The following is a 14457-nucleotide window of genomic DNA, read 5'->3' on the forward strand; positions in this document are numbered from 1 at the left end:
CGTCCGGAATGCTCTTCGCGCTCAAAGATCTTCCAGCATCGAGAGTACACGATCGGCGCTGCGGTCCCAGGAGAAGCGGGCGACGTTTTCTCGGCCGCGTCGACGCAGGTTCTCTCGCAGGGCGCTGTCCTCGGCGATCCTTCGCATGCCGGTGATAAGCTCGGCCTGTCTGGTTGGATCGAAATAGAGCGCCGCGTCGCCGGAGGCTTCACGCACGGCGGGAATATCGGCCGCGAGCACCGGGCAGCCCTGCGTCATGGCCTCGAGAGGCGGGATGCCGAAGCCTTCATAGAGGCTCGGAAAGACAAAGGCGGTGGCATGACGCTGCAGCGCGGCGATCTCTGCATCGCTGAGCCGCCCCGGAAAGAGCAGGCGATCGCTCGACTGCGGACCATCCGATTTGAACACGGTCGGCGCAGTGCCGCCGACGACCACGAGCTTCTGGCTTTCGTCGCCGAGCGCCTCGAAAGCGCGCATGGCAAAATCAAGATTCTTGTTCGGCTTCATCGTGCCGACGAGCAGGAAGAAACCGTTGGTCTGCAGTCCGAGGCGTTGGACGATGGTCTCATCCGGCTCGATCGCGGCGAAATGATCGACGGCATTGTAGACGACATCGATCCCGCCGGACGAGACGCGGAAGACCGAGGCAAGCTCCTGGCGCGAAAACTCCGAGACCGTGCCGATCTTGGCCGTGCGGGTTAGCACCGTGCCGAGTGCGCCATGCAGCAGGCGGTAGCTGCGCTTGAAGGATTTGGGGTGCCGGAAGATCGTTACGTCGTGGATGACGACGGCCTGGCGGCGGTGCAGGAGAGGGCCGCTGCCGCCGAAGCCGATCAGCCGGCCGCCGCGCGAACGCGCCAGCAGTGCCGTCTGCTCCCAGACATGGCCGGGGCCGGAGCCGAAGGAATCGACCACTATGGCGGAAAGCCCAAGATCGACTGGGGTGTGCCGCGGAACGGCCAGCCGCCAGCTTGCACCCTTTAATACGGCGGGTACATTGCCGGCGGAGATCTTACGGTCGAGCGCCAGCGTGAGTTCGCGCGCAAAGCGCTGTACGCCGGACAGAGGCTGGCCGAGAAAACGCCCGTTGATGATGATCGATTGCACGCGAAAAATCCCGATATCTCATTGATCGGGAACAGCTTGCACCATTTTCTTTAGAGAAGGTTTAGCCGGGCCGTCGCGATTTTACGCAAGCGCATCCTTGCTGCCGATAATGGCGACGCCACGCGTGCGCATTTCGTCGATCGCCGCCTTGACGCCGGCCGGATCGATACCGCGGCTCGCATCCTCAATGAAGCGAACGGTGACACCCGGCAGCATCTCGACCGCGTCGAGCGCTGAGAACTTCACGCAATAATCCGTCGCCAGCCCGCAGAGATCGAGCTCAGTCACCCCTTCGGAGCGCAGACGTGCGGCAAGGCCGGTGAGCGCCGCTTGATCGTTGTCGCGAAAGGCGGAATAGCTGTCGACGGCCGGATTCTGGCCCTTCTGCTGGACGAAGTCGATACCGTCGGAGTTGAGATCGGGGTGGAAGATGGCGTCTTCGGTATTCTGGACGCAATGGTCTGGCCACATCATCTGCGGCTTGCCAGAGAGCATGCCCATTTCGAAAGGCTTCTTGCCGGGATGGGCCGAGGCAAAGCTGCCGTGACCGGCCGGATGCCAGTCCTGCGATGCCACAACCAGGTCGTATCTGCCGCTATCGATGAGCGCGTTGGCAACAGGCACCACCTGATCGCCATCGGGCACCGGAAGATTGCCGCCGGGGCAGAAGCCGTTCTGGATGTCGATGAGCAGCAGTGCTTTCATGAGGCCTGTCCTTCCGTCTCTGTTGCACTGCACGATGCCAAGCGACGGGATTCGGATCAAGCCTTTTGCGCCCCGCCGGCGGACCGGACGAGGCGCAATGGTTTGCAAAGGTTTACGCGGGCTTGTGGCCCATCAGGCCGTAGAAGGCGATATAGACGTAGCAGATGATCGGCATCAGGAAGGCGAGATGGATGCCGATGGTGTCGGCAAGTCCGCCCTGGATCATCGGCAGGATGGCGCCGCCGACGATGGCCAGGCACAGGATGCCGGAGCCCTGGCTCGTATATTTGCCGAGACCGTGCAGCGCCAGGCTGAAGATCGTCGGGAACATGATGGAGTTGAACAGGCCGATTGCCAGCACCGACCACATGGCGACATGGCCGGTCGTGAGCACGGTGACCAGGAGCAGGATGATGACCGCAGCGGCATTGAAGGCAAGCGCCTTGCCGTCGTCTATATGGCGCATGATCAGCGAGCCGATGAAGCGGCCGATCATGGCGCCGCCCCAGAAATAGGAGACATAATGCGCGGCATCGGCCTCGGAGAGATGAGCGATGTCAGGCTGGCTCAGGAAGTTGACGAGGAAGCTGCCGACGCTGACTTCGGCGCCGACATAGAGGAAGATGCCGACAGCGCCGAGCACGAGATGGCGATACTGCCAGGCCGAGCCGCCGCCGCGCATCGGTTCGACCGTTTCCTCGTCTTCGACTTCGGGCAGCTTCAGCGCCGCAAAGATGGCGGCAAGCACCAAGAAAGCCACCGCAAGCAGTAGATAGGGGAATTTCACCGCACCCGCCTCGGCAAGGCGCATGGCGTCGATCTGTTCCGGTGTGGCGTTGGTTGCGGCAACGGTTGCGGCTGACAGGATCAGCATGGCGCCGAAGAGCGGTGCAATCGTTGTGCCGAGCGAATTGAATGCCTGCGTCAGGTTCAGCCGGCTTGCGGCGGTATCGGGAGGTCCCAATACGGTGACATAGGGGTTGGCGGCGACCTGCAGGATCGTGATGCCGGTGGCAAGCACGAAGAGGGCGCCGAGGAAGAGGGTATAGACGCGATAGCTGGCGGCAGGAATGAACAACGCGCAGCCGACGGCGGCAATAGCGAGGCCGGCGACGATCCCCCACTTATAGGTGATGCGCTTCACAAGCGCTCCGGCCGGCAGCGATACGATGAAATACGCGCCGAAGAAGCAGAACTGGATCAGCATCGACTGGGTGTAATTGAGCTGAAAGACGCTCTTCAGGTGCGGGACCAGAATGTCGTTCAGGCAGGTGATGAAGCCCCACATGAAAAAGAGTGAGGTGAGTGCGATAAGCGCGAATTGATAACTGCCCTGGCCTTGGTGTGCGGATGCACGGGCGCTGGTGGGCGCAGAGCTTGTTGCTGAGCCAGCCACTTTTTTATCCTCGGTTTTTGTTTTTGCCAGGCTTCGACGATCGGCCCGGGCGAGAGCCCGAACGGGCCGAGATGCAGGCTGGCAGCGGCTTGCCGAGATACCGCGGGAAACGCGCAATCCCGAAGCCGCCAAAGTCGATATAATCGATTAGGACTGGATTGGTAGCTTGCTAGCGATGCGGATTTTGCAGGGCTGGGATGTTGGGGGCGGGCGGCTGATTGAGCGTCTACCACAATTCATAATATAGGGCGCGCCAATCGGGGTTCATTTTCTCAATCAGCTCGATCTTCCATTGGCGATGCCAGTGTTTCAGAGACTTTTCCCGCTTTATGGCTGAAACGATGTCTGCGTGATCTTCATACCAGACGAGCCGCGTGCAACCATACTTCCATGCGAATCCGGGTGTGTGACGCGCCCGTGGTTCTAGTGGGCACAATGCGTCCGGTCGGAATGCTTTGCGTGGATCCTCGGGTCAAGCTCGAGGATGACGGAGGGTGGGGAGATGAGGAGCCCTACAGTGAGTCCAAGGCCTCGCTTTATATTGGCGTAGGCCTTCGCATTCGTGTGCGCCCTCTGGTCCCAAACCGGATGATCTAGGTAATCAAACCCGCTCCACAAACCCATCCAGCACACGTTTCTGCCCGGCGCGGTCGAATTCGATCGTCAGCTTGTTGCCTTCGATCTCCGACACATTGCCATTGCCGAACTTGATGTGGAAGACGCGGTCGCCGATGGCAAATTTGGAGGGTTCGGAGGAGGTGGACTTGGCCACCAGCTCGCCGTCGATCGTGCGCACTTTCGGGCCGCTTTCGCCGTAGCCGATACGTTCGACGGCGTGGCCGGAGCGGCTGCCCCAGTTGTCGCGGGTCGCGTCGGTCTTGTTGGCCTGGGCGCGTTTCCAGCCAGGGGTGGAATAGGAATTGGCGAAAGGCTCGGCTTTGTCGAAACGCGACTGGCCATAGCCGCCGCGGCCGTACCCGCCGTAGGATTGCTCGACTTCGGCGACTTCGACATGGGTGACCGGCAATTCGTCGAGGAAGCGGGACGGGATGGTCGATTGCCATAGGCCGTGGATGCGGCGGTTGGAGACGAACCAGATGTGGCAGCGGTGTTTGGCGCGGGTGAGGCCGACATAAGCGAGGCGGCGTTCTTCCTCCAGGCCGGCGCGGCCGCTCTCGTCGAGCGAGCGCTGATGAGGGAAAAGACCTTCCTCCCAGCCGGGCAGGAAGACGGTGTCGAATTCCAGGCCCTTGGCGGAGTGCAGCGTCATGATCGAGACGGCATCGAGGTTTTCGTTCTGCTCGACGTCCATGACGAGGGCGACGTGTTCGAGGAAGCCGCGCATGGATTCGAAGCTGTCCATCGAGCGGATGAGTTCCTTCAGGTTTTCAAGCCGTCCGGGCGCTTCCGCCGATTTGTCGTTCTTCCACATGTCCGTATAGCCGGACTCTTCGAGGATCTGCTCGGCAAGTTCGGTGTGCGGCGTATTTTCGAGCAGGCCCTGCCAGCGGCGGAAGGATTGCACGACGTCGAACAGCGCCTTGCGCGCCTTTGGCTTCATCTCGTCGGTCTCGATGATGTCGGCCGCTGCCGCCAGCATCGGAATATCGCGCACGCGGGCGTAGTCGTGCAGCGCGCGCACCGTGGTGTCGCCAAGGCCGCGCTTCGGGGTGTTGACGATGCGCTCGAAGGCGAGATCGTCGGCCGGCTGGCAGACCAGGCGGAAATAGGCCATGGCGTCGCGGATTTCGAGGCGCTCGTAGAAGCGAGGGCCACCGACGACGCGGTAGTTCAGGCCGAGCGTGACGAAACGGTCTTCGAATTCGCGCATCTGGAAGGAGGCGCGCACCAGGATCGCCATGTCGTTCAGCTTGTGTTTGTTGCGCTGAAGCTGCTCGATCTCCTCGCCGATGGCGCGGGCTTCCTCCTCGGAATCCCAGGAGGCGTGCACCTGCACCTTGATGTCGTCAGGGTCGGAACGGTCGGTGAACAGCGTCTTGCCGAGCCGGCCCTCATTATGGGCGATCAGATGCGCGGCTGCACCGAGGATGTGCTCGGTGGAGCGGTAGTTGCGCTCGAGCTTGATCACCTTGGCGCCGGGAAAATCCTTTTCGAAGCGCAGGATATTGTCCACCTCCGCGCCGCGCCAGCCATAGATCGACTGGTCGTCGTCGCCGACGCAGCAGACATTCTGCAGCTCGCCCTTCGGCCGTTGGGCCAGGAGTCGCAGCCACATATATTGCGCCGTGTTGGTGTCCTGATACTCGTCGACGAGGATATAGCGAAAGCGCTGATGGTAGTCCTTCAATATGTCAGGATTCTGCCGGAACATATTGATCGGATGCAGCAAAAGGTCGCCGAAGTCGCAGGCGTTCAGCGTCTTCAGGCGGTTCTGGTAAGCGGCATAGAGTTCGCGGCCCTTGCCGTTGGCAAAGGCGCGGGCGTCGCCCTCGGGAATCTCGGCGGGGCCAAGACCCTTGTTCTTCCACGTGTCGATCATGCCGGCGAATTGCTTGGCCGGCCAGCGCTTGTCGTCCAGGCCCTCTGCCTGGATCAGCTGCTTGATCAGGCGGATGACGTCGTCGGTATCGAGAATGGTGAAGCTGGAAGAGAGGCCGACCAGCTCTGCATGGCGGCGCAGAAGCTTGACGCCGATCGAGTGGAAGGTGCCGAGCCAGGGCATGCCCTCGACAGCGCCGCCGACGAGCAGGGCGACGCGTTCCTTCATTTCGCGCGCCGCCTTGTTGGTGAAGGTGACGGCGAGGATCTGGCTGGGGAAGGCGCGGTTGGTGGAGAGGATATGGGCGATGCGGGTCGTCAGCACACGCGTCTTGCCGGTTCCGGCGCCGGCAAGCACCAGAACGGGCCCGTCGAGCGTCTCCACCGCTTCCGTCTGTTCCGGATTGAGGCCTGCGAGATAGTCCGGCCGGCGGTGGCTGTCGCGCGCCGCCATGGCACGGGCCGCAATGCCGCCGCCGATGCTGCCTGCATCCGGCGCAGAACGGCGCGGCGCCAGATGCTCCGGCTCCTCGTCAAAGAAGGGAATGTCGTCATGTCCGATGGTCATGTGGCCCAATGTAATGATTCTACCCTGAAAGGCAAAAGAAACGGGCTGAAAATAGAACAAAAAGTGCACATTCACAGGCAAAGGCAGGTAACGGGGAGTCTGTTCCCGCATCTGAACGGAGATGTGGGAGTGCGAATGAAACGCCTCGTTGTCTGCGGAAATATTACAACTTTGTCATAGTCTGCGGCAATGCTTGCCGCATATGTATAAAAAAACGATATTGCACAAAATCGGGCACAATCGTGCGTTATGAAGCCAACCCGAACTTGGCCTCGGCAAGCGCGCTTGACGCGACGAGGCCATGCCAAACCGACGACGCGATTTCATCGCCTCTGACACAACGAGCCGGAGACGTGCATGACCGCCTGGAAGCAGCTTTCCTTGTGTTTTTTCTTGCTGGTGGCAGGTCTTGCCGCCGCCGTGGCCTTCGTGCCGGGCGCAGCTGGCCTGTTGCGGGGAGCTGGCGTTCCAGAAGCCGTGGTGGCGGTTGTTGCGCCCGGCAAGAGCGACACTGGCGAGAAGCAGGCTAGTGCTGCCAATGGCGGTGCACGCCGCGGCCAGAATGTGCCGCTCGTCGTTACGGAGCCGGTGGTCGGCGGCATCGTCAATGACCGCCTCAGCGCCATCGGTACAGGCGACGCCATTCGTTCGGTCGTCGTCATGCCGCAGGCAGCCGGCACGATCCGGGAAATCCTCATCAAGTCCGGCGATCGGATAAAGCAGGGACAGGTGTTGGCCCGCCTCGACGATGACGAGCAGGTCATCGCTCGCGGCCAGGCGGAAGTAGCGCTGAGGAGCGCATCCGAGAAATCCCAGCTCTATCGCAATATCAAGTCCAGCGTGTCGCGCATGGATGTCTTCGATGCCGAGATCGTCGAGCAGGGCGCCAAGCTGGCGCTGCAATCGGCGGAACTCGCCTTGAAGCGCCGCGATATCGTTGCGCCGATCGACGGCATCGTCGGGATCGTGCCGGTCGTCGTCGGCGACAACGTGACGACGACGACGAGCATCGTGACACTGGACGACCGCTCCGAGATCCTGGTGGACTATTGGGTGCCGGAACGCTTCGCCAATACGGTCAAGGTCAATCAACCGGCGGAAGCGACATCGGTTGCGCTGCCGGGGCGCGTCTTCACCGGTGTGGTCGAGGCGGTGGACAATCGTATCGATGGCGCCAGCCGGACCTTGCGCGTGCGCGCCCGCATCGACAACGCCGCCGATGAGCTGCGGGCCGGCATGTCCTTCAATGTCGGCATGCGCTTCTCCGGCGAAACCTATCCCTCCGTCGATCCGCTTGCGGTGCAGTGGGACGGAGAGGGCGCGCATGTATGGCGCGTTGCCGACGGCAAGTCGTCGAAGGTGCGTGTCAGCATCGTGCAGCGCAATCCGGATGCCGTCTTGGTCAAGGGCGATCTTCGCGATGGCGATCTCATCGTCATCGAAGGATTGCAGCGTGTGACCGAAGGCGGCGACGTTCGGTTTGCGCGCGATGTCGCCCAGGCCTCGGAGGTCATCACGCAATGACGGAGCAGGGCGATGAGATGAAGGAAGCCGGCGCGGGTTCGGGCAAGCAGTCCTTCACCGCGCTTTTCGTGCGCCGGCCGATCCTGGCGCTGGTTTTCAATACGCTGTTGGTCGTTGCCGGCCTTGCCGCTTATGTCGGTGTCGAGGTGCGTGAGCTGCCGGATGTCGACCGTCCCGTCGTCACGGTGCGAACCGTATTCGACGGCGCGTCGCCGCAGACGGTGGATCAGGAGCTGACCAAGGTCATCGAAGGTGCTGTTGCTCGCGTCAGTGGTCTGAAATCGGTCTCCTCCAGCTCGTCCTTCGGACAGAGCAGGGTGACGCTGGAGTTCTCCGACGCCACGGATCTCTCGGTCGCCGCCAACGACGTCCGCGATGCCATCGGCCGCATCACCGAGCAATTGCCCGATCAGGCCGATGCGCCGCAGATCGTCAAAGCGGATTCGGATTCGCAGCCGATCATGCGCCTTGCCGTAACCTCCAGCACGTTGACGATGGACGACCTGACGCAGCTCGTCGACAAGGAGATTACCGACCGGCTGGCTTCGGTCGAAGGCGTTGCCGATGTCGAGCTTTACGGCGATCAGGAGAAAGTCTTCCGGATCGATGTCGATCAGGCAGCGCTGGCGGGGCGAGGATTGACGATCGGCGATCTGACGACCGCGCTTGCGACGGCCGCGCTCGACGTGCCGGCGGGGTCGCTGAAAAGCGCCCGTCAGGATATCGTCGTGCGCGCTACGGCTGCGCTGCAGACGCCGGAGGATTTTGCGCGGCTGATGGTCAAGGACCGTGTGCGGCTTTCTGATGTCGCTACCGTAACGCTCGGTCCGCGAGACGGGACGACCGCGCTGCGCTCCAACGGCGTGCAGGGGATCGGCCTCGGCATTATCCGTCAGGCGCAGTCGAATACGCTCAATATCTCGGAAGGCGTGAAGTCTGTTGTCGCGCAACTTTCGAAGTCGCTGCCCGAGGGGACGCGTATCGTCATCACCAGCGATGATGCCGTGTTCATTCAGGGAGCGATCCACGAGGTGGTGCTGGCGCTCATCCTTTCCGCGCTGATCGTCACCGTCGTTATCTATCTCTTCCTGAGAGACTGGCGGGCAACGCTGATCCCGGTCGTCACCATGCCGGTGGCGCTGACGGGTACGCTCGCCGCGCTCTACATGGTCGGTTTCTCGGTCAATATCCTGACGCTGCTGGCGATCGTACTTGCCACCGGCCTCGTGGTCGACGACGCCATCGTCGTGCTGGAAAACATCGTCCGTCGCAGGGCCGAGAAAATCGGGCCGCGGGCCGCCGCCGTGCTCGGCACGCGCGAAGTCTTCTTCGCCGTCATTGCGACGACGGCCACGCTTGCTGCGGTGTTCATTCCGCTGTCGTTCCTGCCGGGGCAGGTGGGCGGCCTGTTCCGCGAGTTCGGCTTCGTGCTTGCCTTCTCCGTCGGCCTGTCGTCGATCGTGGCATTGACGCTTTGCCCCATGCTCGCGTCGCGCATGCTGACCAAGGAGATGCGCGAGGATCACGGCATGCTCGGCCGTTTCGGCGAGCTGTTTGCCGCCGTCTATCGTCGGACGCTGCGGGCCTGTCTCAATGGACCGCTTGTGGTCATCGTCTTCTGCGCCCTGTTCTCGGCTGCCGCCGTCTTGGCATTCATGAATGTCAAAAGCGAACTGACGCCAAACGAAGACCGGGCCATGGTCATGCTTCGCCTGACCACGCCGCAGGGGGCGGGTCTCGATTACACGAAGGATCAATTGCAGCGCGTCGAGGAGCGGCTGCAGCCGCTGATGGATAGCGGCGATATCCGCAATATCTACGCAATCTCCGGCATGAACGGCCAGAAGAATAGCGGTTTCATGGTGCTGACCCTGGCGCCATGGAGCGAGCGTCATCGCACGCAGCAGGACATCGTTTCCGACATCAACCGCGCCACGGCAAATGTGCCGGCCCTACGCGGCAACGTTATTCAGGCCAATAGCCTGCGCATTCGCGGCGCCGGCAGTGGCGTGCAGATGGCGCTTATCGGCAATAATCACGAGGCGCTGACTGAATCGGCACTGAAACTGGTGCAGGCGCTCGATGCAACGGGCCAGTTCGACACGCCGCGTCTTAACAACGAACCGACCCAGGCCCAGGTTTCCGTCGCCATCGATCGCGAGCGCGCTTCCGATCTCGGGGTCGATATTACAGGTCTTTCGGTCGCGCTGCAGTCGCTGCTTGAAGGGCGTTCCGTGGTCGATGTCTTCGTCGCCGGCGAGTCCTATCCGGTGCTGCTGACCTCGACGATGCGCCCGATCGACGATCCGACCGATCTTGAGAACGTCTATTTGAAGACCGGCGACGGCAAGATCGTGCCGATGTCGGTTATCGCATCCCTGAAGGAGAATGCTGTTGCGCCGCAGCTGACCCGCGAGCAGCAGCTTGCGTCGGTTGCTATCACCGCCGGCCTCAAGAACGGCATGTCGCTCGGCCAAGCCGTCGAGGAGGTGACCAGGATCGCGGCACCGCTATTGCCGCCTGGCGCGCGGTTGATGCCTTTGGCGGAAGCGGCGACGCTGGAGGAGAATTCCAGCGGCATGGCGTTGACCTTCGGCTTTGCCATCGTCATCATCTTCCTGGTGCTTGCTGCGCAGTTCGAAAGCGTGCTGTCGTCGCTGATCATCATGTCCACGGTGCCGCTTGGCCTTGCCTGTGCCGTTTTCGCGCTTGTCATCACCGGTTCGAGCCTCAACATCTACAGCCAGATTGGGCTGGTGCTGCTTGTCGGCGTGATGGCGAAGAACGGCATACTGATCGTGGAATTCGCCAACCAGCTTCGCGACAAGGGCGAGGGCGTGCGCGAAGCAATCGAAAAGGCCTGCGCGCTCCGCCTACGTCCCGTCATGATGACCATGATTGCGACCATCCTCGGTGGCGTGCCGCTGGTGTTTGCCGAAGGCGCGGGCGCGGAAGCGCGCATAGCGCTGGGCTGGGTGATCGTCGGCGGGCTTGGTTTCGCGACCCTGGTGACGCTTTACATCACGCCCGTCGCCTATCTCCTTATTGCCCGCTTCGCCAAGCCGCAGACACATGAGGAGCAACGCCTGCATGAGGAAATGTCGGACGCGGCGCTCCGCGCGAAACTGGCCGATCTCCGGGCTGCCGAATGAAGGTCGAGCACGGGTGAGTTGCGCCCGCTGCAGCTTCTGCGCTTATTTATGGCAAATCATGTGTTACGATTAGCTGTTTATTAAGCATGTTTGCTAATGATAGTGACCTGTAACCGCCGGAGTTCAGGTGTTGTTTTTGCCTGGCTTCCCGTTTGCCGACACTCTCGGCCCGCGCGCATGAGCGCCCGCGGCAAGGTTCCAATGTCTCATTGTATTTGTTGCGTATTGTTGCGTCCGGAGTTCGTGTGCCGTGAGTATTTTTTCGACTTTCATCAGGGTCAGTCCCTCTGTGAATACAGCGCTGAAAGTGCTGAGGGACACCCAGGTCAAACTGAACAATGCCGAACGGCAGATGTCGTCCGGTCTGCGTGTGCAGACGGTAAAGGACGACGCTACATACTGGAAAATTTCGACTCTGACTCGCACCGATGTCGGCGCCATTTCGGCGGTGCATGATGCGCTTGGCCTTGCCGCATCCACGGTCAGCACCGCCTCCACGGGCGTCAGCAGTGCAATCGACATCGTGACGCAGATCCGAACGAAGCTTGTCAGCGCCTTTGAGACGAGCGTCGACAAGACGAAGCTCAATGACGAGATTACCGAACTCAAGCAGCAGCTTCGCAGCGTCGGGGAGTCGGCAAGCTTCAACGGCGTCAACTGGATCGTATTGCAGGACGGCGAAGACCCGACAGAGCCGCACCAGGTGCCGGGCTCTCTCATCCGCCACACCAACGGAAGCATTTCGATCGGCATGCTGAACTACGAGGGCGTGGCATCGACGGGAGGCACCATCGTCCCAGCGGATGCGCGATACCTGATCGATGATCAGTCGAGTGGAACCGGCGGCTACGGCGTGCTGACCTCGACGGCCTTTGCGACGGATGCCGGGGCAGCGAAGAACTATGTGCTGATCGACAGCAAGAATGGCGACACGAGCGGCCAGGTGGAAATTTCACTCGATGCGAATACGACGAAGGGCGCCATCGTCGATATGGTCAATACCGTTACGGCGATGTTGCAGCAGCTCAATACGATCGGCTCGGCCTTCGGCTCCCTGGAGACACGCATCAACCTTCAGAGCCAGTTCGCCGGCAATCTCAGCGATTCGTTGACGAGCGGCGTCGGCAAGCTCGTGGATGCCAATATGGAACAGCAGTCGAGCAAGGTATTGGCGTTGCAGACCCAGCAGCAGCTCGGGCTGCAATCGCTTTCGATCGCCAATGCGAGCTACAATACGGTTTTGCAGCTCTTCCAGAATCTCTGACTGTCGGGCCTACGCCGCAGCGGGGTGAAACGGGTTGATGTCAGCCCCGCAGATCGCGGGCGGCGATTGGTTTCCGCAAAAGCTGTGCCTTTGCGCTATGCACAGGGGACAAAGGTCCGGATAAGATTTCTCTTCATCATATTGCCGCAATGCTTCATATCTGCTGCGGCCATCGAACCGGAGAGCGACGATTCTATGATCAAGAAAATTGCCATCCTTGCCCTAGCGGCGGGTTTTTTGAATGCATGCACCACGACTGACCCCTATACGGGCGAGCAGAAGGTGTCCAATACGGCGGGCGGTGCAGCACTCGGTGCCGGCGTCGGTGCGGTTGCCGGTCTTCTCATCGGTCATTCCCCGGCTTCGCGCCGCAATGCCGCGCTGATCGGCGCCGGCGTCGGTGCGCTCGCAGGTGCCGGCATCGGCAACTATATGGATCAGCAGGAATCGGAGCTGCGCGCGCAGCTGCAGGGCACCGGGGTTTCGGTTACCCGCGCGGGTGACCGCATCATCCTGAACATGCCGTCGGCGATCACCTTCGATGTCGACCAGGATGCGATCAAGCCGGAGTTCTTTGCGACCCTCAATTCCGTCGCCATCGTCCTGCGCAAGTTCAATCGTACGCTGATCGACGTCAACGGCCACACGGATTCGACCGGCAGCCTGCAGCATAACCAGGATCTGTCCGAGCGCCGTGCCGGCTCGGTTGCCTCCTACCTCGGCAGCCAGGGCATCGACCAGCGCCGCATGTCCGCCATCGGCTTCGGTCCGTCGCAGCCGGTCGCGTCCAATGCAAACGAAGCTGGCCGCGCCCAGAACCGCCGCGTCGAGATCCAGATCGCACCGATCACCCAAAACGGCTGAGTCTTTTCAATCAGTGCGGCCGGGTCTCACGATCCGGCCGTTTTTCTTGCGCGCTTTTATCACGCGTGCATGCTTGCTCCCTTGGTGATCTTGTCGACGATCTTCTTGTCGGCGCGGATCGCGATGCCGACGACCTTGGCATCTTCAGGAGCGAATTCGGAGAAAACGGCGCGATTGGCGACGTCGTGACCGGTCGCGAACATCTCCTCGATGAATAGCGAAGAAGTGACGCCGCGTTCCAGCGAGCGGCGATGGATGGTCGCGATGCTGTCTTCATTGGCCGAGAGGACGATGATCGGCTGGATCGATAATGCGTTGTAGACGTTGCCGGCACGATCGCGATAGGGTTCGCCGATGATTTCCGGACTTTGTCCGGCAATGCCGCTTGTCAGGAACGCGGTCACATTCAGCTTTTGCCAGGATTGAAGATCGTTTCGCAGAACGATGGCGATTTTGGTATCGAACATTGGTGGTCACTTTCATGCAGTCTGGACATGGGACATTGCGCGGGGATGTAGCCGTAGAGACCTTCGAGCGTCTTGAACGTTTGTGCGTGACGCCGGAGGCGAACCGCATCCTGTCGGCGCCCCCCTATCCGGGTATCGAGCGCATCCAGGCACAGTTTCGCGGCGATGCCTTCGAACTGCATCGGCACGATACCTATGCGCTTGGTGTCACCATGCGCGGCGTGCAGACCTTTCGTTATCGTGGCGAGCAGCGCAATAGCCTGCCGGGGCGGGTGATAGTCCTCCATCCGGACGAACTGCATGATGGCGGTGCTGCAACCGATGACGGCCTCGTCTACCGCATGCTCTATCTGGAGCCTTCCGTGCTGTTTCAATGCCTGGCGGCTGCCCGTATCGGGCTGCCCTTCGTCGACGAACCCGTCATTGAGGACAATCGCCTTGCCGGTCTGCTGCTGGCGGCACTCGGCGAGCTCGATCGCGAACTGGATGAGCTCTTTGTCGACGATTTCGTCTCCCGCCTTGCTGACGGCCTCGTGCAGCATGCGCGCTTGCCACAGAGGCCGTTGGGCAGCATCGCCTGGGGGCAGGCGAAGGCAGCGCGGGACTATCTCGAAGCGCATGTCACGCGCGACGTGCGTTCACAGGAGCTCGAGCGCATCACCGGCCTCGACCGTTTTGCGCTCGCGCGGCATTTCCGCGCCGCCTTCGCGACCAGTCCGCACCGCTTCCTGCTGATGCGGCGGCTGCAGCAGGCGAAGGTGATGATCGGCAACGGCGAGTCGATCGCCGAGGTTGCCGCCGCGACCGGTTTTGCCGATCAGAGCCATCTGACGCGGCATTTCAAGAAAGCCTTCGGCATCGCACCGGGCGCATGGGGCAGCATGGTGCGGGGAGCCGGACCGCGAAGCTGA

At 61.5% G+C, this 14457-nt stretch carries 10 protein-coding genes and 1 pseudogene; 5 read left to right on the forward strand and 6 right to left on the reverse strand.

The window, feature by feature from the left end; all coding sequences use genetic code 11:
* Positions 1-21 precede the first annotated feature (21 nt).
* The 5 genes and pseudogenes from FHT29_RS23640 to FHT29_RS23660 all read right to left on the reverse strand — a co-directional run bounded on the left by FHT29_RS23640 (position 22) and on the right by FHT29_RS23660 (position 6275).
* The gene (locus tag FHT29_RS23640; protein ID WP_047558051.1) at positions 22-1107 is read right to left on the reverse strand and encodes a glycosyltransferase family 1 protein; all 1086 of its coding nucleotides are present in this window, start codon (positions 1105-1107) and stop codon (positions 22-24) included.
* A gap of 81 nt (positions 1108-1188) precedes the next feature.
* Positions 1189-1812: a bifunctional nicotinamidase/pyrazinamidase gene (gene pncA, locus FHT29_RS23645; protein ID WP_047558050.1), complete on the reverse strand. Its 624-nt coding sequence runs from the start codon at positions 1810-1812 to the stop codon at positions 1189-1191.
* A 112-nt stretch (positions 1813-1924) separates the two neighbouring features.
* Positions 1925-3208 (reverse strand): sugar MFS transporter, encoded by a 1284-nt coding sequence (locus FHT29_RS23650; protein ID WP_047558134.1) that lies wholly within the window; start codon positions 3206-3208, stop codon positions 1925-1927.
* A 226-nt stretch (positions 3209-3434) separates the two neighbouring features.
* Positions 3435-3614, reverse strand: a pseudogene (locus FHT29_RS34615) (GIY-YIG nuclease family protein); the annotation flags it as partial.
* Between the two features lie 195 nt (positions 3615-3809).
* Positions 3810-6275: a UvrD-helicase domain-containing protein gene (locus FHT29_RS23660; RefSeq protein ID WP_047558046.1), complete on the reverse strand. Its 2466-nt coding sequence runs from the start codon at positions 6273-6275 to the stop codon at positions 3810-3812.
* Between the two features lie 357 nt (positions 6276-6632).
* Here FHT29_RS23660 and FHT29_RS23665 point away from each other — a divergent pair, with 357 nt between their 5' ends.
* The 4 genes from FHT29_RS23665 (at position 6633) to FHT29_RS23680 (ending at position 13079) form a co-directional block, all read left to right on the forward strand.
* On the forward strand, positions 6633-7799 hold the full coding sequence (locus tag FHT29_RS23665) for an efflux RND transporter periplasmic adaptor subunit (protein ID WP_168600200.1): 1167 nt from the start codon (positions 6633-6635) through the stop codon (positions 7797-7799).
* 17 nt (positions 7800-7816) lie between these two features.
* A complete protein-coding gene (locus FHT29_RS23670) occupies positions 7817-10951 on the forward strand; it encodes an efflux RND transporter permease subunit (RefSeq protein ID WP_168600244.1) in 3135 nt (1044 codons plus the stop codon).
* Positions 10952-11201: 250 nt separating this feature from the next.
* Positions 11202-12215: a flagellin gene (locus FHT29_RS23675; RefSeq protein WP_168600201.1), complete on the forward strand. Its 1014-nt coding sequence runs from the start codon at positions 11202-11204 to the stop codon at positions 12213-12215.
* Positions 12216-12410: 195 nt separating this feature from the next.
* The gene (locus FHT29_RS23680; RefSeq protein WP_037202877.1) at positions 12411-13079 is read left to right on the forward strand and encodes an OmpA family protein; all 669 of its coding nucleotides are present in this window, start codon (positions 12411-12413) and stop codon (positions 13077-13079) included.
* Between the two features lie 59 nt (positions 13080-13138).
* Here FHT29_RS23680 and FHT29_RS23685 read toward each other — a convergent pair whose 3' ends face one another.
* Complete coding sequence (locus tag FHT29_RS23685; RefSeq protein ID WP_037202692.1) at positions 13139-13546, reverse strand: DUF2000 family protein; 408 nt, start codon at positions 13544-13546, stop codon at positions 13139-13141.
* Positions 13547-13581: 35 nt separating this feature from the next.
* Here FHT29_RS23685 and FHT29_RS23690 point away from each other — a divergent pair, with 35 nt between their 5' ends.
* The gene (locus FHT29_RS23690) at positions 13582-14457 is read left to right on the forward strand and encodes an AraC family transcriptional regulator (RefSeq protein ID WP_168600202.1); all 876 of its coding nucleotides are present in this window, start codon (positions 13582-13584) and stop codon (positions 14455-14457) included.

The sequence above is a fragment of the Rhizobium sp. SG741 genome, assembly GCF_012275435.1.
Lineage (GTDB): Bacteria > Pseudomonadota > Alphaproteobacteria > Rhizobiales > Rhizobiaceae > Rhizobium > Rhizobium lusitanum.

What these genes read in the sequence shown, in the direction of transcription:
- pncA (WP_047558050.1), bottom strand. Translation starts at nt 1,812, where the DNA reads ATGAAAGCACTGCTGCTCATCGACATCCAGAACGGCTTCTGCCCCGGC.
- FHT29_RS23660 (WP_047558046.1), bottom strand. Translation starts at nt 6,275, where the DNA reads ATGACCATCGGACATGACGACATTCCCTTCTTTGACGAGGAGCCGGAG.
- FHT29_RS23665 (WP_168600200.1), top strand. Translation starts at nt 6,633, where the DNA reads ATGACCGCCTGGAAGCAGCTTTCCTTGTGTTTTTTCTTGCTGGTGGCA.
- FHT29_RS23670 (WP_168600244.1), top strand. Translation starts at nt 7,817, where the DNA reads ATGAAGGAAGCCGGCGCGGGTTCGGGCAAGCAGTCCTTCACCGCGCTT.
- FHT29_RS23680 (WP_037202877.1), top strand. Translation starts at nt 12,411, where the DNA reads ATGATCAAGAAAATTGCCATCCTTGCCCTAGCGGCGGGTTTTTTGAAT.
- FHT29_RS23685 (WP_037202692.1), bottom strand. Translation starts at nt 13,546, where the DNA reads ATGTTCGATACCAAAATCGCCATCGTTCTGCGAAACGATCTTCAATCC.